We start from the raw sequence: 26266 nt of genomic DNA on the forward strand, positions 1-26266 counted from the left end.
TTCGTAAAGCAGATACCCATTCGTTTTTTCAAAGAGAAGGAGACACCATGGCCCTGAGCATCGGTATCGTCGGCTTACCCAACGTTGGGAAGTCTACGCTTTTCAATGCCCTGACCAAGGCACAGAACGCCCAAGCGGCCAACTATCCCTTTTGCACCATTGAACCCAATAAAGCCGTCGTGCCTGTTCCTGACGCACGCCTTCAGGCGTTGTCCGATTTGGCGAATCCGCAGCGGATTTTGCCGGCGACCGTCGATTTCTATGATATTGCCGGGCTCGTGAAGGGTGCAAGTAAAGGTGAAGGGTTGGGCAATAAATTTTTGGCCAATATACGGGAAACGGCTGCTATTCTGCATGTGGTGCGTTGCTTCGAAGATGACGACGTTGTGCATGTCGACGGCAGCGTTGACCCTGTTCGCGATATCGATATCATTGAAACAGAACTGATCCTTGCCGATGCGCAATCCTTGGAGAACCGGGTGGAACGCCTGGGGAAACAGTCAAAGGCGGGTAAGGAATTCAAGATCAAGCACGAGAAGGCAAAGTTATTGCTCGATCATCTCCTGCAAGGTCATCCCGCTTCATCCTATGCCGGGCAAGACGATGATGATGTCGCTGAAATATATCGTGAGCTGGGGCTTCTCACGGCGAAGAAGGTCATTTATCTTGCCAATGTCGATGAAGATGGCGTGCAGGAAGAGAATGACTACGTAAAAGCTGTTCGCGAGCTTGCCGCTGAACGTGGTGCCGAAGTGGTGGTTGTCTCGGCCAAAATGGAAGAAGAGCTTCTTGGGCTTTCTGATGAAGAGCAGCAAGAATATCTTGATTCTTACGGGGTTGCCGAATCTGGATTGATTAAGGTTATTCGAACCGGATATGCCGCGCTGGGATTGATCAGCTATTTCACTGTCGGTCCCAAAGAGGTTCGTGCCTGGACCATCAATGCTGGAGATAAAGCGCCTCGTGCCGCAGCAGCTATTCATACGGATTTCGAGCGTGGATTTATTCGAGCCGAAGTGATTTCGTATAACGACTACATTGCCCAAGGTACAGAAGCGAAATGTCGTGCTGCTGGAGTCTTGCGTTCTGAGGGCAAGGAATATATCGTGAAAGATGGTGATATCATTCATTTCCTATTCAATGTGTGATATGCACGCTTGAAAAGGAGCCTTCATGAGCGTCCGTCTTTTCTGTCAATCACGCATTGGCAAAGATTTGGAACTGTCCCCATGATGAAATTGCAGGACGAGCTTCTCCCGCAAGAAGATGAGCTGTGCTGGTTTTTGACCAAGTACATGAGCGAAGGGGTCGGCATTCTTAATGCAGAAGGCCTCTTCGCTTATGCAAGCGATCGGTTATGCCAACTCTTTGGCCAACCATGCACTCAGCTTCTTGGGACATCGCCGGCTCAATATTTTCCGCAGATCCCTTATAACGTGGCTGTAGAACAGTTTTCGTGTCAGTTATCCGGAAAAAGTCTCTGTTTTGAAACGTCCCTGACTCATGATGGAGTGGAGTTGTTCTTGCTTATTTCGGCAACTCCTTTTTCAGACAGTGACAATCGATACAAAGGGGCCGTGCTCATTGTTACCGACCTGACCAGCATGCGTCAGGCCGAAGATGCGGCATTGAATATGGAGAGACACAGTAGGGCATTGGTGGATGCGTTTGCCGATGTCGCTATTCTTGTCGATAAGAGCCTCATCATCCAGGCGGCCAACCCCAAGGCAGCCAGGGAGAATGAAGTTTCTGTTCTGGGGAAAACACTGGAGACTCTTTTTTCCGGTGATTTTCTTGATGCGTGGACGGAAACCATTCGTACCGTATTTACTGAAGGCAAGATTCGGACGTTTCAGTTTCCGTATGGCGACCGTATTACGGCCAACCGGGTCGCTCCTATTCTCGAAAAAGAGGGTGTCATTGAAAAAGTGGCGCTCTTTTCCCGCGATATAACAGAACAAAAGCGCAATGAAGACGGGCTCCGAAGTCGGGCATTTCAACAAGGCATTGTGGCCGAGATTGGCCTTCATGCGTTGTCTTCATCCAATCTCGATGAACTTACCGAGAAAACATGTCGGCTTCTGACAACGGTTTTGCAAGCGGATATTGCCCGGGTGCTTGAATATCGTCCGGACGAACAACTTTTTTTCTTCAAAGCTGGTGTGGGGTGGAAGAACGGGCTTGTCGGTCAGTCTACGATTACTGCCGGAATGGAATCTCTTCCAGGGTTTACACTGATGACGAAAGAGCCGGTTGTTATTCGCGATCTGCCTCATGATAATCGTTTTCGAGATGTAACGTTCCTTCACGATCACAATGTGGTGAGTGGGCTCAGTGTTGTCATTCACGGAAAAAAGCGTCCGTACGGTGTGTTGGGTGTCTTTTCAAAAACATTTCGCGAGTTCACTCAGGACGATGTTCATTTCTTGCAGTCAGTGGCCAATATGCTCTCTCAGGCCATGGCACGCGCTGAAACCGAAGAAGCTTTGGAAGCGTCCAATCAGAGCAATACCCTGATCCTTGAGGCGGTGGGAGAAGGGATTTGTGGCATTGATACAACGGGGCGAACCACGTTTATCAACCCCGCTGCCGAGTACAGTCTTGGGTATCTTGCCGAGGAACTTATCGGGAAAGATCATCACGACGCCATCAATCACTCACTTCCTGATGGTGCCCCCTATCCGCGCAGTGATAGTCCCATTCTCAAAGTATTGAACGATGGTCAGAAGCGATATGTTGCGGAGGCATGGTTCTGGAGGAAAGACGGTCGTATTTTTCCTGTTGAATATGTCTGCACTCCCTTATTGTCGGGCGATCGTATTATCGGCGCTGCAGTAGTTTTCAAAGATATCACGGAGCGCAAAAAGAACGAAGAACGTCTTCGCTATCAGGCCTATCATGATGAATTGACAGGGCTTCCGAATCGTTCCTACTTTCTTGAACGCTTGGAAATTGCATTGGCCGCATCCAAGGAGCAAAAGAAACGCGGCTTTGCCGTCATGTTTCTTGATCTTGATGATTTCAAATTCGTCAACGACTCGCTCGGTCATACGCTCGGCGACAGGCTGCTTCGAGGAATTTCCTTGCGATTGTGGAATTGCCTGGAAGGCGACGATGTTATTGCCAGACTTGGTGGTGATGAATACGCAATTTTGCTAACCGATGTTTTCGAAAAAGCTCATGCCCTGGCCGTTGCAAATCATATTCATGACGAGCTGAAGGTTCCGACAAAAATCGATGGATATGAAATATTTATCACAGCTTGCATCGGTATTGTCGATACAGTATCGCACTATAATAGTGCTGAAGAAATTCTGCGTGATGCAGACACAGCTATGTTTCAGGCCAAAATTACGGGGAAGGGCGTCAACTGCATCTTCGATCAGACCATGCATGTGCGTGCTAAAATGCGCTTGCAGTTGGAGACCGATTTGCGTCGCGCCATTGAGCGCAAAGAATTTTTTCTTTTATACCAGCCAATATTTTCAATCCCAGAGGGAAATTCAATCGGTTTTGAGGCGCTCATCCGTTGGAATCATCCTGAGCAAGGGATTGTTTCACCTCTTGATTTCATTCCTGTGGCGGAATCAACAGGCATGATTCTGGCCATTGGGGAGTGGGTTATTCAGGAAGCTTGCTCCCAAATGCGGAAGTGGCTTGATACAACTCCGGATATTGATTTTTTTACCGTGAGCTGCAACTTGTCCGGAAAGCAGTTTATGCAAGAGGATCTCGCTGGCCGTATTGAGTCAATCATGGCTGAGTATCGTATTGATTCTAGTCGTCTGAAACTCGAAATTACTGAAAGTGTGATCATGGAGAATGCCGAGTTTGCCACGGCAACGTTGAAGAAACTTCAGACCCTTGGCCTTTCCTTGCTTATTGACGACTTCGGTACAGGCTATTCCTCCCTCGCGTATCTCCGCAGGTTGCCGGTTGACGCTTTGAAGGTTGACCGAATGTTTGTACGTAATATCGATACTGAGACGGAAAATCAGGAAATCGTTCGGACGGTCATTCAGCTTGCCAATGTGCTTAAGCTTGATGTCGTTGCCGAGGGGATTGAAAATGATGCGGAGCGTACATTGCTCGAGTCTTTAGGATGTCGACTTGGGCAAGGGTATTTTCACGCAAAACCGTTGCCACCCAGTGAGGCAACGGCATTTCTCCCCCGTCGTTCATCCTGAGTGTGAGAACGACAAAGACAGATTGGCCAATGAATGAATAGAACGGCCCAGGACGCCAGTGGTCTTGGGCCGATTGTATTTATGCCGTTTCGTCAAGAATGTCCGAAAGCGCTTGTGTGAATCGGGCAATATCGTCTTCTTCAATAATAAGCGGGGGAATGAGTCGGAGCACTTTTCCCTTCGCCAAATTGCAGACGAAGCCGCGGTCAAGCAGTTTTTGCCAGACAGGTAATCCCGGAACTTTGAGTTCAATACCGATCATAAGACCGAGTCCGCGATAATTGTCGATAGCGTCCGGATGTTTTTTCATGACGTCGTCAATTAATGCTAAGGTCTTTTTTCCCATAGCTTCGGCGCGTTCGGCAATCTTGTCGCGCTTCATGATTTCCAACGTCTTCAACGCTGCTGCGGTGGCCAATCCGCTTCCACCAAAAGTTGTTGCATGGCTGCCGGGCGTAAATCCATTCGACGTTTCCGTATCGGCCAACACGGCGCCAATAGGGAAGCCATTGCCGAGTGCCTTGGCGCATGTCACGATGTTGGGGCGCAGTCCGTAATGTTGATGAGCCCAAAAGCGTCCAGTGCGGCAGAGGCCAGTCTGGATCTCGTCAACACCGAACAAAATGTCGTGTTCGCGGCACAGATTCTGGATGGCGGTGAGATAGTCGGCGGACATGATATTCACCCCACCTTCGCCTTGCACAATCTCAACAAGCACCATTGCGGTTTTTTCCGTAATGGCTTGCTTCATGGCTTCGATATCGCCGGCCTCGACCGATTTGAATCCACCAGGCAACGGATGGAAGTGTTCACGAAATGCAGTCTGTCCTGTGGCGGTCACAGTTGCCAGGGTGCGGCCGTGGAATGAGCCCGTCAACGTGATGATTTCGTAGGCATCACGATTTTTGACCGTGCGCATAAACCGGCGGGCAAGCTTGATGGCTCCTTCGTTGGCCTCGGCTCCTGAGTTGCAATAAAAGACACGGCCAGGTTGCCAGGTAGCAATCAGTTCTTCGGCAAGACGGACTTGATCTGGCTGATAGAACAGGTTGCTCACGTGACAGAGAATACGTGCCTGCGTACACAGGGCATCGGCTATTTCCGGGTGGCAATGGCCCAAAGACGTCACGGCCACACCGGCCAGGAGATCAAGATATTCGCGGCCCTCGAGGTCGAAAAGACGGCATCCCTCGGCTCGCGATACGGCCAAAGGATAACGTCCGTAAGAGGACATGATGGCAGCGGCATCCCGATTTTTGAGGGTGTCGAAGGCGTTTGTCACGACATCTCCTTGTTATGATGTGTTAAAGGTGAAGGGCCGTTATTTCGAGCCGGTATGCCCGAATCCGCCCGCTCCCCGGTCCGTATCGGACAGAGCATCGGTATCGACATACTGCCCGGCGAAGTAGGGTAAAAGAACAAGTTGGGCGATACGATCCCCTTGAAGTACAGTTCTTGGCTCATTCGATGTATTGAGGAGCCAGACAATAATTTCTCCCCGGTAGTCCGGGTCGATCAGGCCAACGCCTTGCGCGACGGTCAGGCCGTCACGAGCACCCAGACCACTTCGCGAGAAAACAAATCCTGCGATGCCGGGACGGGTGATTTCCATGGCAATGCCTGTTGGGACAGCGGCACGATCACCAGCGGCAATGACAATGCGATCACTATCAAGTGCCGCACGCAGGTCGGCACCTGCAGCGTGGGCTGTGGCCGGTTTTGGTAAAAACGAGTCGGGCACGTCACGTAATCGCTTGATATGTACGACGGCCTGGCCGGTTGTTTCAGGTGAAAACATAAATCCTCCTTGCGACAAACAAGCCGGCCTTGTACACCTGTTTTAACGACAATTAAAGAGGCTTTTTTTTCACCGGACGGACATGTAGCCGTCATGAAACAGACAAGCCTGAACGTGCACCTAGGGTCGCGAGTTTGGAAATCATGCATATCAAGTCAAGACATTGTTGCCATTTTCTTTGACCAATGGCATGACGCAGTACCGTGACCCCCTGGTCGATGTGAACATCATCCACTTTTCCGGCCCCACGTCAAGGAGAGCCTATGCAACCGTTGCGCGTTTATAGCGTTATCCCGAAGCTTCCCCCAGAACTGAATCCGCTTTGGGACTTGGCCTACAATCTGTGGTTTTCCTGGAACAAAGACATACTCGAACTGTTTGCCCAGGTAGACCAGGGATTGTGGCAGCAATGCTATGGAAATCCCATTGCCTTTCTCAATCGCTTGCCGCAAAAAACCTTGGAAGAGTTGGCGCGCGATGAGTTCTACGTTGAGCGTTTAAATGAATTGCGTAAAGATCTCATTGATTACCAAGGGAAGAAGAACGTTTCCATTCCTTTTCCAGAAGGGGAAGCAGGAGAACCGGTTGTTGCCTACTTCAGTTTGGAATATGGTATCAGTCTCGGACTTCCGATTTACTCCGGTGGATTGGGTATCTTGGCTGGTGACCACTTGAAGTCGGCCAGTGACTTGTGCGTTCCTCTTGTCGCTATGGGGCTTGCCTACAAACAAGGATATTTCCGGCAATATTTGACCCCGGATGGATGGCAACAGGAACGGTATCCGGTCTACGATTTCGAACAATTGCCCATGAAACCCGCTCTCGGGAAAGATGGTCGACGCGTGGTTGTTGAGTTTGAACTCAACCGTCAAAAAGTGTTGGCTCAGGTCTGGCAAGTCCAGGTCGGACGCGTGACCTTATACCTGCTTGATACGAACATGAACGAGAACCCTCCGCATTTTCGTCAGATTACTGAACGTCTGTACGGTGGGAATCTCGAAATGCGGATATGGCAGGAATATTTGCTTGGTATTGGCGGCATCAAAGCGCTGGAAATCTTGGGGTTCAAACCCAAAGTTATTCACATGAACGAAGGCCACTCCGCCTTTGCCGGGTTGGAACGTATCCGCCGATTCATGGAAGAAAACGGCCTGAGCTTTGAAGCTGCGTCTGAAATCGTTGCGTCGTCGAGTGTATTTACGACGCATACGCCTGTACCGGCGGGCAATGACCGTTTTCCGCCCGAACTCATGCAGACATATTTTCAGGATTATGCCCAAAAGCTCGGGCTGGCATTCAAGGTTTTCCTTGGGCTTGGTCGTGAAGATCCAAGAAACGACGCCGAACCCTTCTGCATGCCGGTTCTTGCCTTGAAGTTGTCGCGTTTCAACAACGGTGTTAGCCTGCTGCATGGACATGTTTCCCGCAATATGTGGAAACGTGTTTGGCCGCAGTATCCCGTTGAAGATGTACCCATTGGCGCCATTACCAACGGTATTCACGTCCCGACATGGGTTGCTCCTGATTTAGCCGCATTATATGATCGATATATGGGGGCGAACTGGCGGGAAGATCCGGATTGTACTCGTGTTTTCAACCAGGTTCCAGCTATCTCCGACGCCGAACTCTGGCGTACCCATGAGCGGTTACGTGAACGCCTTGTGGATTACGCCCGGTATCGCCTGCGTGAGCAATTGCTGTCCCGTGGAGCCAACCGCAAAGAACTCGAAGCTGCCGAGGATGTCCTTGATCCACAGGCTTTGACCATCGGTTTTGCTCGCCGCTTTGCCACATACAAACGTGCTAACATGCTTCTGCAAGACCAGGAACGTTTACTCAAGATTATGGCAGATGCCGAACGTCCTATCCAGTTCATTTTTGCGGGGAAAGCACACCCGGCCGATAATGAAGGGAAGAAAATCATTCAACAACTTGTCCAACTCTTCAAAACTCCAGAATGCCGCTATAAAATGGTCTTTCTTGAAGATTATGACATGGAGCTGGCTTCCTATATGTATCAAGGATGCGACGTGTGGCTGAATAACCCGCGCCGTCCCCTGGAGGCCTGCGGTACCAGTGGTATGAAAGCCATGTGCAACGGCGTACTCAATTTGTCTGTCTTGGACGGATGGTGGGCTGAAGCCTGCACACCGGATAATGCATACGGTTGGGGAATCGGTCGTGGTGAGGAGTATGATGATACCGCGTATCAGGACTTTGTGGAAAGCCAAACGCTGTATAATCTGCTCGAAAACGAAGTGATTCCGACGTTCTACAAGCGCAGTCACGGTGGATTACCCCGTGATTGGGTCAAAAAAATGAAGAATGCCCTCAAAGATCTTGGGCCGGTCTTCAACTCACATCGTATGGTTGAAGAATATGCCAGTTCATCCTATGTTCCGGCTCTCGAAAATTATAATCATCTTGTCAAAGCGGACTACGCGGCAGCCAAGGATCTTGCTGCTTGGCGAATGGACATGATGATGAAGTGGAGCGAACTGGATATTCGCGATATCAAAGCCGTCCAACCAGCCGACAATGTCTATGTTGGTGAGCCTATTGAGGTGACGGCCGAAGTCCATCTCGGTGGCATACGACCTGAAGATGTGCAGATTGAAATTTACGCAGGACCGTTGGATTCCGTTGGGAATTTTGCTCAACGTTACACGACGGCGATGGTCGTATCGGAAAAGCGTGACGATAACTGGTATTTGTTCAAAGGAAAAGTCGAGCCAGATGAAGCCGGTCGATTCGGTTTTACCGTGCGTATTTTACCGCACCACCCCTTGTTGCTTGATTCCCACTCGCTGGGACTCATTCGCTGGGCTTCTGCTTAATAACCCGTAACTGAATACGGCCGCGTCCCCGTGGCGGACGTGGCCGTCTTGTATTCCATGCCTGAAACATCCATTGCTCTTCGTGATCGTGTCATTGTTGCTCTTGATTGTGACAGCCTGGACAAAGCCGAGCATCTTGTTCGTCTGTTACGTGATAAAACCCGCTTTTTCAAAGTCGGTTTGCAACTCTTTCTTGCCCAAGGACATCGCGTCCTCGACATGCTGCGTCATCACGATTGTCGCATCATGCTTGACCTCAAACTCCATGATATTCCGCAAACCGTTCGTCTGGCATTGGAAGCTCTCGCCGGACGCCAACTGGATTTTGTCACCGTTCATGGTGAATTTCCTGTGATTGCGGCTGCTGCTGAAGCTGAAATTGATTTCGGCGTTCTTGCTGTGACGGTTTTAACGAGTCTCTCTCAAGATGATTTGGCTCGATCTGGCATCACCCTGTCAGTTGACGAACTTGTTGAAGTACGTGCTCGAGCAGCAATTGCAGCCGGGCTGACGGGTGTCGTTGCTTCGGCCCGTGAAGCCGCATTCTTGCGGACACAATTGGGGAACGATCCGCAGTTGCCTTCACCGTTTACCATCGTGACGCCAGGAATTCGACCAGCTGGTGGAAACGTTGGAGATCAAAAGCGCGTTTGTACCCCGGCTGATGCCATTCGACGTGGTGCTGATCATCTTGTCATTGGAAGGCCAATAACTCATGCTCCCGACCCTGTTTGCGCTCTTGTGGATATTCTGGAAGAGATTAAGACGGAGCACAACGAGAAAGCCTCATAATCTTGCATCTGGTCTTCCATAGATCAGAATGTCATGCCAATGAGAGAGATGCGTATGACGTAACGTTCCTGCTTGTTTATTCGACACACAATGCAAAAAGTCGTGAGAGAGTCAGCTCAATTGAAAGAGCATGTGACAAATTTGTGTCGTTCTTATCTTTTTCCCCTTTAAAATGATGTAACAGGGGGAAAAATAGGGTGCCGACCAGGAAAAGCGTTTGACAAATCTCACTGCTTCGATACATAGCCGCAAATCGTCCGGCAATCGGACAGTTCATTCAAGGGAGAATTGGTCATATGGGTGAAGACAACGTCACGTCCAACGGGGAAGAGAGCTTTGCCGCCATGTTTGAGGCGTCTTTGGCGGAAACGGGCAAAGACCTGAACATCGGCGACAAGGTGGAAGCCAAAATTATTTCCATCGGGGAAACGGCTGTGTTTTTCGATGTCGGCGTCAAGCTCGACGGCATGGCCGAAAAAGAGGAGCTGCTTGACGAAAACGGCGAATTCCCGTTCCAGGAAGGCGACGTCATCGAACTCTTCGTGGTCAAGAAAACCAAAGATGAGCTTGTGCTCTCCAAAGCACTCGCCGGAGTTGGTGGACTTAATCAGCTTCAAGATGCGTTTGAAGCGAAGATTCCCGTTGAAGGCAAAGTCAAAGCGGTACGGAAAGGTGGATTTGATGTAGAAGTTTTCCACCGCCGGGCTTTTTGTCCGGTCAGCCAGATTGACGCCATTTTTGTGGAAGATCAGGATGCCTATGTGGGAGAGTCCTTTTTATTCGAAATTATCAAGTTCGAGAATGGGGGCAAAAATATTGTGCTCTCACGGCGCAAGCTGCTCGAACGTGAACGCGAAGCTCAGGCTCAAGCATTTTTCGAAGATGTGAAGGAAGGCGACGTGGTCGAAGGAACGGTCATGCGTCTTATGCCGTACGGTGCTTTTGTGGAACTTATTCCCGGCACCGAAGGTATGGTCCACATTTCGGAATTGTCGTGGGGACGCATTGCCGAACCCGCTGAAGCGGTTTCTGTTGGACAGCAGGTTTCCGTCAAAGTGTTGTCCATTGGCGACGGCGACAAGGGCAGAAAGAAAATCAGCCTGTCCATCAAACAAGCGCAAGCCGACCCGTGGGAAACCATTGGCGATACATTCAACGTGGGCCAAAAAACGACGGGCAAGATCGTACGGTTGGCCGATTTCGGTGCGTTTGTCGAAATTGCTCCCGGCATTGAAGGACTCGTCCACGTCAGTGAAATCAGCTACGTGAAGCGGGTGCATAAGCCCGAAGATGAATTGAGCGCTGGGCAGTCCGTTTCCGTTTTGATTAAAGATATCGATCTCGATAAAAAACGTATTTCTCTTTCCATCAAAGATGCCGAAGGCGATCCGTGGTTGGATGTGGCCGATAAATACAAGTCTGGCCAGACGGTTACCGGTACGGTTGAAAAGATGGAACGGTTTGGGCTGTTTGTTTCGCTTGAACCTGGTATCACCGGCCTGCTGCCGAAGTCGAAGATTGCGGAAGCGGTCAACGCCAAAGAGTTGTCCAATGCCCGGCCCGGTGATAGTGTGGAATTGTGTGTGGAATCGGTCAAACCTGAGGAACGCAAGATCAGTCTTGCACCAACGGAATCGACCACAGTCGAAAAATCCGACTGGAAACCCCATGCCAAACCTCAGAGAATGGAATCGAACGGCGGTTTCGGCGGTTTGTTGGGAGAAAAACTTCAAGCTGCTTTGAACAACAAAAACTCGTAGCCACCGCCTGCCGGTTTTTCCCCATCTTGTATTGAGTCGTAGCGGTCCCGCATGATGCGGGACCGCTACGGTTTCAGACCTGTGCCTGAAGTACAGACATACCCACACCGGAGGTCCAAGTCATGAGCGCGGACGACAAAAAAGTCATCTATTCGATGATTAAAGTCAGTAAGTTTTTCGATAAAAAACCAATTATTCAAGATATTTCTCTTTCGTATTTCTATGGAGCCAAAATCGGTGTGCTCGGTCTGAACGGATCGGGGAAAAGTACATTACTGAAAATTCTTGCCGGTGTGGACAAGGACTTTCAAGGTAAGACTGTGCTCGCTCCTGGATACACCATTGGGTATCTCGAACAAGAGCCATTGGCCAACGAAACGCGGACGGTTCGTGAAGTTGTTGAAGAAGGTGCTGCCGAGACCGTGGCTTTGCTCAAAGAGTTCGAAGATATCAACAACAAGTTTGCCGAACCCATGGAAGCTGACGAGATGGATGCACTCATTGCTCGTCAAGCAGAGGTTCAGGAGAAACTTGATGCGCTTGATGCGTGGGATCTGGACAGCCGGCTCGACATGGCGATGGATGCTCTTCGGTGTCCTCCGCCGGATATGCCACTTGATAAGGTCTCCGGTGGTGAACGTCGTCGTGTTGCCTTGTGTCGGTTGTTGCTGAAAAAGCCCGATATTTTGCTTTTGGACGAACCAACGAACCACCTTGATGCCGAATCCGTCGCCTGGCTTGAACATTTTCTCCACAATTATCCAGGTACCATCATTGCTGTTACACACGACCGATATTTTCTCGATAATGTTGCCGGCTGGATTCTTGAGCTCGATCGTGGTCGCGGCATTCCTTACAAAGGAAATTATTCCTCCTGGTTGGAGCAGAAGAAAAAACGTCTGGCTCACGAAGAAAAAACCGAATCGCAACGACAGAAAACTTTGGAACGCGAATTGGAATGGATCAAGATGAGCCCACGTGGCCGTCATGCCAAATCGAAAGCGCGTATCAACAAGTACGAAGCGATGTTGTCCGAGCAGGGCGAGAAACAATCCAAAGAATTGGAAATTTTCATTCCAGCTGGACCGCGTTTGGGCAAGAAGGTCATTGAATTCGACAAGGTGACCAAGGGCTACGATGATCGTTTGCTTGTGGAAGACCTCACCTTTGCGGTGCCAGCCGGGGGGATTGTCGGCATCATTGGTCCAAACGGGGCCGGGAAAACGACGTTGTTCCGGATGATTGCCGGGCTTGAACAACCGGATTCAGGCAACATCAGCATAGGGGACAGTGTCAAACTCGCCTTTGTTGACCAACATCGTGACACTTTGGATGCGGATAAAACCGTTTGGGAAGTCATTAGTGAAGGATATGACACCATCAAACTGGGCAGCCGTGAAGTCAATTCACGTGCGTATGTCGGGCGTTTCAACTTATCCGGTTCGGATCAGCAAAAGAAAGTTGGCTTGTTGTCCGGTGGGGAACGCAACCGTGTTCACCTGGCCCGCATGCTCAAAGAGGGAGCCAATGTGCTTCTTCTTGACGAACCGACCAACGATTTAGACGTGAATACGATGCGCGCTCTGGAAGATGCTCTGATGGATTTTGCCGGTTGTGCTCTTATCATCAGCCACGATCGCTGGTTCCTTGACCGAATTGCCACGCATATTCTCGACTTTGAAGGCGATTCTCACGCCGTATTCTTTGATGGAAACTATACGGAATACGAAGCGGATAAAAAAGAACGATTGGGCAAAGAGGCTGAACAACCGCATCGGATAAAATACCGCCGGTTTTCACGCTAGTCTGAATTCAGCGTTTCATACACGACCACAGTATATATATGGCAAAGGCGCACCTGCAAAAAGCGGGTGCGCCTTTTTTGCTTTCATCCGACACGTCTTCTGTTTGCGATGTTAAAAGTATGTCCTGCCCGAATTGTTAGCCGTGTTTGAGGCTTTGAAGTGGTTATCTATGAGCGAGAATTTGCTTGTGCCGGATGATTCTTTGTTGAGGGAATTGCAAAAAGAAAAAATTTTTTTTGTGAGATGATTTTGGTAATAAAAGCTGCTTATTGAAAAAAAACTCGTTTTTTCAATAAGATCATCACCAACAAAAAAGGAGAAACGGTTTGAGAGAAGCAACCTCCCTCTCTGAAGACGCTTTTTTGCGTTGAAGTCATGTCTACTGGCGAATGATTTTTCTTTTTATTTTTGGATAGTTAAAAATAAAAAGAAAAATTCACTGTTGACAGAGGATAGTCCTCGCTCTAGAAAGAAAAAAATTTCTTTCAAATTGAGCGATCAATCAATTAAAAAAGAAAAAAATTTTATGACAAAGCTCATTCCGACCATACGCAAAAAACTGAAGACAATGACAAAGACACAACAAGCGATAAGCCGATTTATCACGGAGTGTCCGGATAAAGTTGTAAAAATGTCAATTTCGCAATTGGCTGAAGCCTGTGGAGCCAAGAGTGAGGCGACGATTGTTCGCTATTATCGTCAACTTGGCTTGAGCAGTTACAACGATCTTAAAGTGAGCTTGGCCGCGGAACTTGCCGAAAATTCATACTACCGGACATATGAGGATATTACAGGCCAAGATAGTCTGGATACCCTGAAGCAAAAGATCTTTAATGGTGCAATACGGACGCTTGACGCCAACTTGTCGCTTCTTGATACGTCCAGACTCGAAACTGCTTTGGATTTACTCCACAACGCCGGCCGTGTGTTTTTTCTCGGCTTCGCCATTTCGGCTGCTCTTGCCGATATGGCCTCGTTTAAATTTTCCAAGTTGTTACCCAATTGCCGTTCCATGTGTGATCCGCACGTGACGGCGACCGTATTGGCACACCCTCTGCCTGGAGACGTGGTGTTTGCCATATCGCATTCCGGAGAAAGCAAAGATTTGATCATTCCGGTTGAGAAAGTGAAACCGATTGTGAAGGTGATTGCCCTGACGGTGTCGGAGGATTCTCCTCTGGCTAAGATTGCCGACGTCGTTATTACCAATGTTTCCGATGAGATGACGTACAGGACTGATGCCGCCATGACACGGATTGTACAGATGGCCATTGTCGAAACATTGTATATCGGTATGTGCATTCGAATGGGGCAACCCGCTCTGGATGCGCTGCAAACGGCGTACAAGGCCACTTCCTATTTGAAATACTAACAAACAAAGGAATTTGACACATGCAACTCCCCGAAACAATGAAGGCGCTCAAACTCTATGCACCGGGCGACATTCGTTTTGAAACTGTTCCACTGGCGGACATCAAACCGAATGAGGCGCTCGTCAACGTCAAAGCCTGCGGTGTATGCGGATCGGACATTCCACGGTTACTGACACACGGTGCGCACCGTGCTGAACTGATTCCCGGTCATGAGTTTTCCGGCGTTGTCGTTGCCGTTGGGGATGATGTCGATACAGTGGCTCCGGGGCAGCGCATTGTTGCCGCACCGTTGATTCCCTGCATGGAATGCGAGTGGTGCAATAAAGGGCACTATTCGTTGTGTGTCAAATATGACTACCTTGGATCCCGTTCCGATGGAGCCATGGCCGAATATGTTCGGGTTCCCAAAGCGAACCTGATTCCTTTACCTGATGTGGTTAGTTTTGAAGCAGGTGCCATGGTCGACCCGGCCGCCAACGCCGTTCATGCTCTCGATAAAGCTGACATTACGGAAGACTCCACCGTTGTCATTATGGGCTGCGGTCCCATTGGATTGTTCGCGGTGCAATTGGCACGTCATCTTGGCGCTAAGATTGTCATCGGCGTGGATGTCGATGACAAGAAATTGGATATTGCGAAAGTTGCCGGATGTTCTCACGTCATCAACAGCCGTAATGAAGACCCCATCGAGGCTATCAAAACAATCACCAATGGTGGTGCCGATGTATTGCTTGATGCCTCGGGGGTTGCCATTGCGCAACATCAAGCCATTCTCGCTGCAGCCAACCACGGCACCATCATCTTTCTCGGTATATCCCACGATAGTCTGGAACTGAGTGAAAAGGCGGTTGACCGTATCCTTCGTGGTGAATTGCTCATCAAGGGGAGCTGGAATTCGTTTTCCAACCCCTTCCCAGGACACGAATGGACCCAAAGTGTTGATTTGATGCAAAAGGGTGTTTTTTTTGATCCTTCGTTCATCAGCCACCGTTTACGCCTTGAAGAAGGACCGGAATTTTTTGCCAATTTGGCGAAAGAGCGGTTCTATTTCAATAAAATCATGTTTCTGCCTTGACCTGTGGAGAGCGCAATGCCTCAACGTATCTTTTTGAGCATCGACCTTGGTACGCAAAGTGCCCGTGTGGCCTGTTTCGATGAAGCAGGTCACCGCCTGGGTATGGCCGAGACCGGATATGAAACGCGTTTTCCTCGTTCGGGATGGGCAGAACAACATCCTGACGACTGGTGGCGGGCGATTTGCGCCTGTTCGCGTCAGGTTGTCGCTCAAATTCCGGCAGGTTCCGAAGTGGTGGCCGTCTGTGTCGGGGCAACGTCTTCGACGGTGTTGCCGATCGACGCCAATGGCGAACCGTTGGACGACGCGATTTTATGGATGGATACACGAGCGCGCAAAGAATGCGCGGTTGTCAATGAAACAGAACATTCGATTCTTCGTTATAGCGGCGGTGGCACCTCGGTGGAGTGGATGCTGCCGAAAACATTGTGGATGAAACGGAACACTCCCACGCTGTACGAGAGTGCCGATAAAATCGTCGAAGCATTGGATTGGATCAATTGGCGGTTATGCGGCCGGTTGGTTGCGTCCAAGTGCAACGCGACATGTAAATGGAGCTATGCCGACTCGGAAGGTGGATTCGCCGATGATTTGTTCCGTGACATCGGGTTTGCCGAGTATGAAGACAAATGGCCGAAAACGGTTTTGGCAATGGGAGAACCCATTGCACCGTTGACTGCGCAGGCATGTCTTGCCCTTGGTATCGAGGGACATCCAATGCTTGTACAGGGAGGCATCGACGCACATGTCGGCATGTTGGGACTTGGTGTTGTCATTCCAGGGTTGCTTGCTGTTATTATGGGTACGTCGTTTGTCCATCTTGGTTTGAGCGCCCAACCGCTTTTCATTCCCGGAATTTGGGGACCGTACCCCAATGCTGTTGTTCCCGGATATAGCCTGCTGGAAGGTGGGCAGACCTCGGCCGCTGCTATCACACGCTGGTTCCGCGATTGCTTTGCCAAAGATTTGGGCGACAACGCGTATACAATTCTGGCCAAAGAAGCGGCTGAAATTCCACCCGGAGCTGATGGGCTTGTTGCGCTTGATTTCTGGCAAGGGAGCCGTACCCCGTTTTGTGATCCGGATTTGACCGGCGCCATGTGGGGAATGGATCTGCATCATACCAGAGGTCACATGTATAGGGCTGTGCTTGAGTCAGTTGCCCACGGAACGCGTCAAATTCTGACTGCTTTCGCGAAGGGTGGACATACCGTGACGAGTATGACCGTGTGCGGTGGTGCAACGAAGAATCCTCTGTGGCTCCAAATTATCGCCGATGTCTGTCAGACGCCCATTGTACTGACTCAAGATCCGGACGCTGTCTTGCTCGGGGGAGCGGTGGCCGCGTCGGTTGGTCTTGAAGTACATGCGGATTTCCACGCTGCAGCGCAAGCTATGGTCCGCAAACGCAGTGTTATCAATCCGGACGCAGGCGCAGCCCGCATCTATGATGTGGCGCATGAACGCTATCTGGCCACGCATGAGGCGCTTGCGCCTCTTATGCACGCCATGAAGAAGGGGTGAGGGGATGTCGGGGGAATCATTTCTCGAGATGCGCGGCATTAGGAAGTCATTTCCAGGGGTTTTAGCCTTGGATGATGTTGATTTCGTGGTTGGTCGTGCAGAGGTGCATTGTTTGATCGGTGCCAATGGTGCCGGAAAATCAACCCTGATGAAAGTCCTTTCCGGAGTATATTCAGCCGACGCCGGAACGATTTCGCTCGATGGCACACCGCTCCGTATGACAAGCCCCAGAGATGGGCTCAATGCCGGAATTGCCGTGATTTATCAGGAACTGTCCTTGGTCGAGCACCTGACCGTCGCCGAAAACATTTTTATGGGGCAATACCCTTGCCGCATACCAGGTGTTGTGGATTGGGGGGCCATGTTTGAAAGAGCCCAGGCTTTGCTAGACGGGCTTGGTGTTCCCATTTCACCGCACCGCACTGTTGCCGGTCTCAGCATGGGGCACAAGCAAATTGTCGAACTTTGTAAAGCTATGGCTGCCAATGCTCGTGTGGTTGTGATGGACGAACCGTCGGCCACATTGTCTGAAGAAGAATTCAAGGCACTGGTTCGGGTCGTTTTTGACCTGAAAGCCCAAGGAGTGACCATCATTTATATCTCGCACCGACTCGAAGAGCTGTTTCTTGTTGGTGATAGCGTGACGGTATTGCGTGACGGGAAAAAAGCGCATGATGGCCCGATTCAGGATTTAGATGTGAAGGGGTTGGTTCGTCTCATGATCGGCCATGATGTGCGCTCAGGCCAAGCTTGCGCGTTGCCGCAGCCCGAAAAGACCGACAAGGTCACGGCTCGCTGTCTCTCCAATGCCGTGTTGAAAGGCGTCGATTTTTCCGTGAAACATGGAGAGATTCTTGGTCTGTATGGTTTGGTTGGCTCTGGGCGCTCGGAAATTCTGCACTCACTCTTTGGCTCAATGCGTCATGCAGGGAAGATTGAAATTGATGGGAGACCCGCTGATTTGGCTTCCCCTGTCGACGGCATGCGACTTGGTGTCGGGCTTATTCCGGAGCAGCGCAAAACACAGGGACTTATTGTCGGGTTGCCCGTATGGGAAAATGCCTCTATGGCGGCGAATCCCGATCTTTCCGTTCACGGAATTTTATTTTTTCGAAAAATATTTGCTCTTGTTCGGGATTACGCCAAGCGTCTTCGCATTAAAACACCCGATATTACAACCGAAGTTCGGAATTTATCCGGCGGCAACCAGCAAAAGGTGGTTATCGCCAAGTGGTTAATGAAGCAATCGAAAATTCTATTGTTTGATGAACCGACCCAGGGCATCGATGTCGGTGCCAAGGAAGAAGTGTACGACATCATACGCGGTTTTGCCGGTGTACATGGTACAGCCACCATTGTTGCCTCTTCGGAACTCGAAGAGTTGGAGTGCATGTGCCATAGGATTCTCGTTTTGTACGAAGGCCGTATTGTCGCCGAATTCGCGCCGCCCTTTCCGACCAAACACATTTTGCACACCGCCATAACCGGAGAAGGTCATGAAAGCCGTTAATGCCCATCACGCCGTCTCATGGAAAGAACTTTTTCGGAAATACAACCTGCTACTGTTCATCGGTTTTTTTGCGTGTATTGCTGCGACAATTTCACCGAAGTTCTTTACCTTTCAGAATTTTTCCAACCTGTTACAGCAATCTTCCGTCACCGGTATCGTCAGTGTGGGGATGACGTTGGTCATTCTCGTCGGCGGGATCGATCTTGGCGTGGGGTCGGTTCTGGCCTTATCCGGCATGATCGTCTCCGTTTTGCTGGCTTCGGGATACGGCCTGGTCGTGTCCATTGGTGCAAGTTTGCTCGCCGGCGCGCTGATGGGATGCTTCAATGGGCTTGTCAGTGCAAAAGGAGGCGTTCCTTCATTTATCACTACCCTGGCGACGATGGTTGCCGCACGAGGCTTGGCCTTGCTGACGACTGACGGAAAACCCGTCTTTAACTTGCCTGAATCGTTTCAGTGGCTTGGATCGGGTTTTGTTGGTCCGTTACCGGCCAGTGGATTGTTGTGGATCCTTATTACAGTCATCAGTGCCCTTGTTCTTAAATACACGACGTTTGGACGGGGGCTGTATGCCGTAGGCGGCAACGATGAAGCGGCCCGCCTTTCCGGGATTCGTGTCACTCGGAGTACCGTCTATGTTTTCATGTTGTCTGGAGTGCTGTCTGCGCTTGGAGGCATTGTCTTGGCCTCTTGGCTGACCGTTGGGCAACCGACGGCCGGCAAAGGAATGGAACTCGACGCGATTGCTGCCGTCGTTTTAGGTGGTGCATCCCTGTCTGGGGGCAGTGGAGGTGTCATCGGTGCGTTCGGTGGGGTCTGGTTGTTGGCCATTATTACCAACATCTTCAACCTGGCTGGTTTGTCATCGTATTATCAGATGATTCTGCAAGGCGGCATTATCGTTGCGGCGTTGATGCTGAACCAGTTCTTTCGGTCGCGTGATTAGGCGTTAACCCACGAACATTGTTCTACAACACTTTGAGGGAGGATGTACCATGAAGAAGGTTTTGGGGACCCTTTTGACAACAGTTCTCGTGCTTGGAATGTTGACCACCGCATTTGCCGACGAAAAGATCATCGGATTTTCGCAAGTGACGTTGGACTCGCCCTTTTATGTCGCGTTGATGGAGGCGGCTCAGAAAGAGGCTGAAGCCAAAGGCGCCAAGCTGATTTATGTCGATGCCCAAGGCGATATCGCCAAGCAAAACAAGGATGTTCAGGATTTGCTGACCAAAGGGATCGATGTGCTGCTGCTGAATGCCGTCAACCCTGGCGGAGTCGCTCCTGCTATGCGTGCTGCGGCGAATGCTGATGTACCCGTTATTGCCATCGACCGTCCTGCCAATGGTAAACTGGCGACATTCGTCGGTCGTGACAATAAAAAAATGGGTTATGAAGCAGGCAAGCTCGCCGTCGAACTGCTTGGTGGCAAGGGAAAAGCCAAAGGCAAAATTATTGAAATCCAGGGTGCTGCTGGTGGCAAAGTCATGATGGATCGTCGCGACGGTTTCCATCAGGCTGTGGATCAGGAACCCGGCATCGTGGTGGTGCAAAGCCCATATTGTGAATATGTCCGCGCCAAGGCAGTCAAAGCCTTTCAGGACATGTATGAAGCCAATCAGGACGTCGTGCTTGTATATGCACACAACGATGACATGGCGCTTGGTGCTGCACAGGTGCTCAAACAGAACGGTAAGCTTCAAGACGTCAAAATCATCGGTATTGACGGGCTGATGCAGGCAGTCAAAGCCATTCAAAACGGCACCTACTCCGGTACCGTGCTCAACGATCCGGCACTGCTCGGAACGTTGGCCGTCGACGTGGCCCTCGGTGTGCTGGACGGTAAAGAATATCCTGAATTTGTCGATGCCGGTACAGCGTTGATCGTTCCCGATAATGCGGCCAAATACATTGATGATTCTAAGGTTTTTGCTGAAACAAAATAATTCGTAACCATAAGCCCCGGCCTCGTCTCACGATTTTGTGTCACGAGGCCGGGTTTTTTCTTCGGGAGAAAAAGGATGAACAAACAGGAACTCGCCAAATACATTGATCACACGGTGTTGAAACCCGATGCACGCATCGAAGCCGTGCGTCGGATTTGCGCCGAAGCCAAACAATTCGGTTTCGCATCGGTTTGCGTTAACCCGACGCATGTACCGTTTTGTGTGAAAGAGCTTGAAGGCACGGGAGTGGACGTGTGCACGGTTATCGGTTTTCCCTTAGGGGCGAATCAGTCAGCGACCAAAGCCTACGAAGCGGCATTGGCCGTTGCCGAAGGCGCAACCGAAGTGGATATGGTTATTAATGTCGGCGCATTGAAAGATGGTCAGGTTGACGTCGTACGTGACGACATTAATGCTGTCGTTGATGCGGCAATAAAAGCCAATGCCAAAGCCATTGTCAAAGTCATCATTGAAACGAGTCTCTTAACGGATGAAGAAAAGAAAGTGGCATGCCAGGCGGCTAAAGAGGCTGGTGCGCACTTTGTGAAAACAAGTACCGGGTTCGGCGGCGGTGGTGCCACGGTTGAAGATATAGCGCTCATGCGTGCGGTTGTCGGGCCGGATATGGGCGTGAAGGCGTCGGGAGGCATTAAAAATTACGATCAGACGATAGCTCTTATTGAAGCCGGTGCCTCGCGTATCGGTGCCAGCGCTGGCGTGGCCATTGTGGAACAGGCATAGTCCTGGATGGAGCAGGGCATAGGGACGTCGGCGCGCTGAATCCGGCGTCCCTGGTCTCAATTATTTGTGGGTAACGAGCCGAACGGCAATTTGTTGGTGATATTTGCAATATCCCAGGTATTCTACAGAAAATTGGCTGGTTTCGATAAATTCGCAAAATGCTTTGTGCTCGCCATCTTTCCAACCAGGATAATTGAAGTATTCATCGAAAACAATGACGCTGCCGTCAACGAGACGATCCCGAAAAACCTCGAAGATTGTTCGCGTTGATGAATACAGATCGCAGTCCACATGGAGGAACGCGGCGGGGCCGGGATTTTTTTGCAAAAAGTCGTATAACGTATCGTCAAAATATCCTTTGATTAAAACGGCATTTTTCGCCACAGCTGGCAACGCATCGCGTTTGAAGGCGCCTTTGGGAAAGCCGTCTCGCCAGTGTTCCGGAAGGCCTTCAAATGAGTCGAATCCATACACCGTATGGTGTGGGATACGTTTGGCTATATGGTTGATGGTTGCTCCTGACGCAACGCCGAATTCACAAAAATTTGATGTTGGGTGAAGATGAAGAACTGGCAATGCGGCATCAATTCCAATATCAAGCAGTGTCCATTTATCAGACACAGCTTTTGATGCGTTCATATTTTTTACGACAAACTTTGCCGTTTCTTCGAGCGACTGACGACGTAAAAAACGTTCAATATTCTTGCTGTCTCGTGTGAGTGCATCTTCAATAGCGTTATCGAGAAGGGACATCACGAATCGTCGTATTGTATTTAGCCGCATAAATCGCATCTCTTTCGATGTTTGTTGTTTATATTGTGGTGTATATGTCATAAATATTCTGTTTTGTAAAGTGTTTGTTTGTTATGCTGTGTTGTTATAGGTCGATTTATATATGGTGTATGTATAAAAACGGAAGCCGACAGCAAGTCTTCAGCTTCCGTTTTCTTCTTATGGTCAAAAAAGACCATATCAGATAATAGTGTTTGATATGTTTACGGCGTTTTCTTTACGTGTTCAGCTACAGCGAGTATCGTGTTTACATACGTATTACTGTGGTTATAGCGGTAAAGTGTTTTGCGTTGTTGTGCATCGGTCATGTTGTCTTTCCAACCATGCTTTTTCAGGTAGTTGCCAATACTGAACACTGCATCTTCGAGCGTGAACAGGTTGGTGCATCCGTCTCCATCCGCATCGATGCCGAATTTCGGCACATTGGACGGCATGAATTGGCAAATGCCGATGGCACCGTATACAGATCCAGGAATGCTCAAAGGATCGACTTTATTATGCTCGGCGTAGTGTAAAAGCGCCTTCAGCTCTTTGTAGGCCCATTTGGCTTTTTGTTGAGAGACTTTTCGCGCCCAGGCTGTCTGGCTGGCATTGGGACGTTCTTCGGCAAGCAGCGGAGCAACCAATGCGTAATTTTCAGCGAGTGCCATGCTGGCGAGGTTTTGAAGAGCAAGTTGGTCCCCCAAAAACTTGCCCACCCGTGTTTCGACTGTCATGAGGCCAACGGTGACATGCTCGGGAACTCCATACACAGAGCGCATACGCGACAACAGCGGGAGATTGGCTTTGTAGAATGCGCGAGCTTCGGCAAGGCGTGTAGGAGTGAGGATGATTTCATAAACATTGGCTGCTTTAGGAAGGATCGGTAAGGGCATGCCGGCCGGTCGTTTGATTGGGTGGGTTTGTAAAGCGGAAAGGAGTGCTTTGTCGGCTTTTCCGGATTGCGGAAGACCCGCAGCCTTTTGGTAGCCCATGATCGCGCTTTTCGTGTTGCGTCCGTAGAACCCATCAACTGTTTTCGTATAGTACCCTAATGCTTTGAGTTTTACTTGAATTGTCCGGACAAGGCGTGATCCGTATTTTCGGATATACAATGTGCGCATTTTTGAACCCATTGCATCGGGATCATACGTCAGATGAGAATCATAAAAGATGGATTTGAGTTCTGTCTGCGGAAATCCATCAGCCGCAAGTCGTTGAACCAAAGGAGTCCACGATGGAGCCGTGGTGTTGGCGGTTATCCCGATATTGGGGACGAGAACGAAAAGAGTACACAAGGATACAATACCGAAAAGGGTCCGGGGGATAGCTTTGGCTTTCAGTGCCATGAATTCTCTCCTAAGTTATCATGGGGGTAGGAGGAGGATAAATCTCTCGTTGTCGTTGTCAATGCTTGGCTGAATTCTCCTGTTTTGACAGCATGAGCGTCTTGGGAGAATGCGTCAACGTCGTATTTCTCGTCTCGTACTGGGAGTACACACTTTGCCATTCACTTCATGTTCATGTAGGAAGAGCACATGTCATCAAAGGGACCTCATTGTGCTTTCATATACTGATGGAAGGAGCGGGCATGGATACCTTGAAAGGCTTCCGTGATAAAGATTTTCTCGAACAAGTCACGGTACTGAGCGTTATTGAAAAAGAAAAAACGTTTGATGCGGTACCGGAGCTCTTTGCGCTTCATGCCAATCCGCTTGGCGACGCTTCGGTCGATTTGATGGTGACCAATGCGCTCAAAGCGTTGCTCTTAGCGAATAGCGACATGACAATGGAAGGGCTCGTTCACGAACATCCAGCAGTTCGCGAACTGAGCTTGCATGTGCTGATGCAGAATCCGTCATCTCAAGCTACTGAAATACTTATGGATGCTGCAAAGGCGGAGAAGAACCTTGAGATGCGGTTCGAAATTCTTTCCGCGCTCTCCAAATTGGAAGACCCGGCAACATTACCGGTCTTTCGGGAATGCCTGACCATGGACGATCCATGGTTTCTGGGACTTGGTCTTGGTGTTGTGGCGGATATGGCTGATGTTGAATCGCTGCCGGTTGTGACGGAGATGGTCATACGCGCTGAAGACGATGATCGCTATGAAGTGTGTGAATTGTCGACCTATGAAGCCATACGAGTGATACAGGCTATTGCTACCCCGGAAGCAGTGACATTTCTTGCCAGTAAAATTCACCATAGAAACCCGACTGCACGACGCCTCATTCATGAGGCCCTTATTGCAATCGGATCTGCCGCCACCGAGACGATCTCTGCATTGTTCGAACATGATGATGTGGATGAGCGGATTCTTGCGGCCAATATTTTGGGAGAAATTCGCGATAAACATGGTGCAGATGTTATGATCGAAGCCCTTGACGACAATCGGGCAGAGCACCCCAATATCCGTTTCGCTATTTATGAAGCCTTGGGAAAAATTCCCTACATCAAGGGTCTGGTCCATCTTGTTGATGGTCTGGGCGAAGAAGATGAGATGATCCTCATCGCCGTTGTGACGAGCCTCGATGGGAGCCTCAATCCCGGTATCGTCAATCGGATTCGAGAGTTTGCGACGAAGCCTGGTCATGGGGAGCGCGTGTGCTCTGCTATTGCATCGGCTGGTAGTTTAAATATCTTTGGAGCCTTGTATAAGGCTGGAGGCTTGGAAAAACAGCTTTTTGCCAAAGTGCAAGCCTTGGGCGACCCTGAGCTGAAGAAAGCATTTCGCGAACGACTTCTGACTCTTGATGCACCACATGCACAAGAACATGCAGCCCAATTAATGGACAGCGATACCGAAAAAGCCACGGGACGCATTCTTACCGTGGACGACTCCAAGGCGATGTTGCTGTTCTATCGTGGTGCGATTCCTGCGCTCGGTTTTGAAGTCATGACAGCGGATAACGGACTGAGAGCACACGAGGTGCTCAAAAGCGATACCGACTTCCGACTTCTCGTTGTCGATATGAATATGCCGGAAATGGATGGTATTGAACTGACACGCAAAGTCCGTGAAATTGATGAGATGAAACAGGTGCCAATCATTATGGCAACAACCGAATCTGAAGGCTCTCAGATTGATCTCGCAAAGAAAGCCGGAGTGAGCGCATTTATCAGTAAGCCATTCAAGCCTGAGACATTGCATGGAAAAATACGGGAACTCTTAGGAACTGTCTAAAAGAAACGACAACAAAATACTCGCAACGCCGTGTTGCAGAAGACGTTTTGTTTGTGAAATCGACAGAGAAATGTCGACAGACCGTCATGACCGTTCTATTACAAAGGGACCATTTTAGGTTCCTTTGTTCTTTTAAGAAGGAGTTGTCATTATGGTACTGCGTATTGTCATTTCTGTTGTCCTGTCTGTTTTTTGTATTTTTTCCGAGAAAGGGAACGCAGAAACCATTGCTTTGACTTCACTTGATTGGCCTCCCTATAGCAGCGCTCATTTAGTTGGGCATGGAGCCACGGTCGAGATTGTTCGTCAAGCCTTCAACGCCGTGGGGCTGGATGTGGAGGTTCATTTTTTCCCGTGGAAGCGCGCGATAAGTACAGCCCAGCATGACGCTCATTTTGTTGGCTATTTTCCGGAATACTATGCTGCCCACCTGTCTTCCTGCCTTTTTTCCGCAAGTATAGGAGAAAGCCCTCTGGGATTTGCGGAGCGCATTGACCATCCCGTATCATGGAAATCCCTTGAAGGACTCAAGCCGTATTCGATTGGAGTTGTTAAAGGATATGTTAATACGGCTGCATTTGATTCCCTCGTCATGAATGAGCAACTACAAGTTGATCTTGCTGGAAATGACGAAATCAATATTGCAAAGTTAGCTGCCGGACGCATTGACCTTGCGGTCATCGACAAAAATGTTTTTCAGTATTTAATGGCAACGTCGCCGAAATTGGCTGAATACAGAGGACGACTTCGTTTCAACAATACCCTTCTTGAGAACAAACATTTATATATTTGTTTTCGACCAGGGAAATCGAGTCAACGACTTGTTGATAAATTCAATACAGGACTCGCCACTGTAAATGTTCACGAAGTACAAAATAGTTATGTCGAGAAGGCGTTAGGCAAAGAATAACACTCTAGATATGTTGGCTCTTCATAAAAAAATGTACGCTGAAACAGTCACTG

General features: G+C 49.6%; 19 protein-coding genes. 15 read left to right on the top strand and 4 right to left on the bottom strand.

The window, feature by feature from the left end:
* Positions 1-47 precede the first annotated feature (47 nt).
* The gene (gene ychF / locus G451_RS0109170) at positions 48-1148 is read left to right on the top strand and encodes a redox-regulated ATPase YchF (protein ID WP_027184027.1); all 1101 of its coding nucleotides are present in this window, start codon (positions 48-50) and stop codon (positions 1146-1148) included.
* 81 nt (positions 1149-1229) lie between these two features.
* Positions 1230-4187: an EAL domain-containing protein gene (locus G451_RS32550; RefSeq protein WP_051261317.1), complete on the top strand. Its 2958-nt coding sequence runs from the start codon at positions 1230-1232 to the stop codon at positions 4185-4187.
* Between the two features lie 79 nt (positions 4188-4266).
* Here the strand turns inward: G451_RS32550 and G451_RS0109180 are convergent, their stop codons facing one another.
* Both G451_RS0109180 and dut read right to left on the bottom strand, forming a co-directional pair.
* Complete coding sequence (locus G451_RS0109180; RefSeq protein WP_027184028.1) at positions 4267-5469, bottom strand: aspartate aminotransferase family protein; 1203 nt, start codon at positions 5467-5469, stop codon at positions 4267-4269.
* A gap of 39 nt (positions 5470-5508) precedes the next feature.
* The gene (gene dut / locus G451_RS0109185; protein WP_027184029.1) at positions 5509-5985 is read right to left on the bottom strand and encodes a dUTP diphosphatase; all 477 of its coding nucleotides are present in this window, start codon (positions 5983-5985) and stop codon (positions 5509-5511) included.
* A gap of 263 nt (positions 5986-6248) precedes the next feature.
* Here dut and glgP point away from each other — a divergent pair, with 263 nt between their 5' ends.
* The 11 genes from glgP to deoC all read left to right on the top strand — a co-directional run bounded on the left by glgP (position 6249) and on the right by deoC (position 21348).
* On the top strand, positions 6249-8822 hold the full coding sequence (gene glgP / locus G451_RS0109190) for an alpha-glucan family phosphorylase (protein ID WP_027184030.1): 2574 nt from the start codon (positions 6249-6251) through the stop codon (positions 8820-8822).
* Between the two features lie 39 nt (positions 8823-8861).
* Positions 8862-9614 carry an orotidine-5'-phosphate decarboxylase gene (gene pyrF / locus G451_RS0109195; protein WP_245587795.1) on the top strand — a complete coding sequence of 251 codons (753 nt, stop codon included), beginning with the start codon at positions 8862-8864 and terminating at the stop codon, positions 9612-9614.
* Between the two features lie 296 nt (positions 9615-9910).
* Positions 9911-11374: a 30S ribosomal protein S1 gene (locus tag G451_RS0109200; RefSeq protein ID WP_027184032.1), complete on the top strand. Its 1464-nt coding sequence runs from the start codon at positions 9911-9913 to the stop codon at positions 11372-11374.
* Positions 11375-11496: 122 nt separating this feature from the next.
* Positions 11497-13179, top strand: a complete 1683-nt coding sequence (gene ettA / locus G451_RS0109205; protein ID WP_027184033.1) for an energy-dependent translational throttle protein EttA — start codon at positions 11497-11499, stop codon at positions 13177-13179.
* Between the two features lie 526 nt (positions 13180-13705).
* Positions 13706-14551 (top strand): MurR/RpiR family transcriptional regulator, encoded by an 846-nt coding sequence (locus tag G451_RS0109215; RefSeq protein ID WP_027184035.1) that lies wholly within the window; start codon positions 13706-13708, stop codon positions 14549-14551.
* 20 nt (positions 14552-14571) lie between these two features.
* Complete coding sequence (locus tag G451_RS0109220) at positions 14572-15627, top strand: galactitol-1-phosphate 5-dehydrogenase (protein ID WP_027184036.1); 1056 nt, start codon at positions 14572-14574, stop codon at positions 15625-15627.
* Positions 15628-15642: 15 nt separating this feature from the next.
* Positions 15643-17151 (top strand): FGGY-family carbohydrate kinase, encoded by a 1509-nt coding sequence (locus G451_RS0109225; protein ID WP_051261318.1) that lies wholly within the window; start codon positions 15643-15645, stop codon positions 17149-17151.
* Between the two features lie 67 nt (positions 17152-17218).
* The gene (locus G451_RS0109230) at positions 17219-18661 is read left to right on the top strand and encodes a sugar ABC transporter ATP-binding protein (RefSeq protein ID WP_169727851.1); all 1443 of its coding nucleotides are present in this window, start codon (positions 17219-17221) and stop codon (positions 18659-18661) included.
* Positions 18648-19607: an ABC transporter permease gene (locus tag G451_RS0109235; protein ID WP_027184039.1), complete on the top strand. Its 960-nt coding sequence runs from the start codon at positions 18648-18650 to the stop codon at positions 19605-19607. Before G451_RS0109230 ends, G451_RS0109235 begins: the two co-directional genes overlap by 14 nt.
* 49 nt (positions 19608-19656) lie before the next feature.
* Positions 19657-20607 (top strand): substrate-binding domain-containing protein, encoded by a 951-nt coding sequence (locus G451_RS0109240; protein ID WP_027184040.1) that lies wholly within the window; start codon positions 19657-19659, stop codon positions 20605-20607.
* A 75-nt stretch (positions 20608-20682) separates the two neighbouring features.
* Positions 20683-21348, top strand: coding sequence for a deoxyribose-phosphate aldolase (deoC, locus tag G451_RS0109245; protein ID WP_027184041.1), 666 nt, complete (start codon positions 20683-20685; stop codon positions 21346-21348).
* 60 nt (positions 21349-21408) lie between these two features.
* Here the strand turns inward: deoC and G451_RS28490 are convergent, their stop codons facing one another.
* Positions 21409-22101 (bottom strand): class I SAM-dependent methyltransferase, encoded by a 693-nt coding sequence (locus G451_RS28490; protein WP_051261319.1) that lies wholly within the window; start codon positions 22099-22101, stop codon positions 21409-21411.
* A 242-nt stretch (positions 22102-22343) separates the two neighbouring features.
* A complete protein-coding gene (locus tag G451_RS0109255; RefSeq protein ID WP_027184042.1) occupies positions 22344-23468 on the bottom strand; it encodes a lytic murein transglycosylase in 1125 nt (374 codons plus the stop codon).
* A gap of 242 nt (positions 23469-23710) precedes the next feature.
* Here G451_RS0109255 and G451_RS0109260 point away from each other — a divergent pair, with 242 nt between their 5' ends.
* Both G451_RS0109260 and G451_RS0109265 read left to right on the top strand, forming a co-directional pair.
* Entirely contained in the window at positions 23711-25303 is a 1593-nt protein-coding gene (locus G451_RS0109260; RefSeq protein WP_027184043.1) for a HEAT repeat domain-containing protein, read from the top strand.
* A 151-nt stretch (positions 25304-25454) separates the two neighbouring features.
* Positions 25455-26213, top strand: a complete 759-nt coding sequence (locus tag G451_RS0109265; RefSeq protein WP_034641486.1) for a substrate-binding periplasmic protein — start codon at positions 25455-25457, stop codon at positions 26211-26213.
* The last annotated feature ends 53 nt before the right edge of the window (positions 26214-26266 follow it).

The sequence above is a fragment of the Desulfovibrio inopinatus DSM 10711 genome (genome assembly GCF_000429305.1).
Classification (GTDB): Bacteria; Desulfobacterota; Desulfovibrionia; order Desulfovibrionales; family Desulfovibrionaceae; genus Alteridesulfovibrio; species Alteridesulfovibrio inopinatus.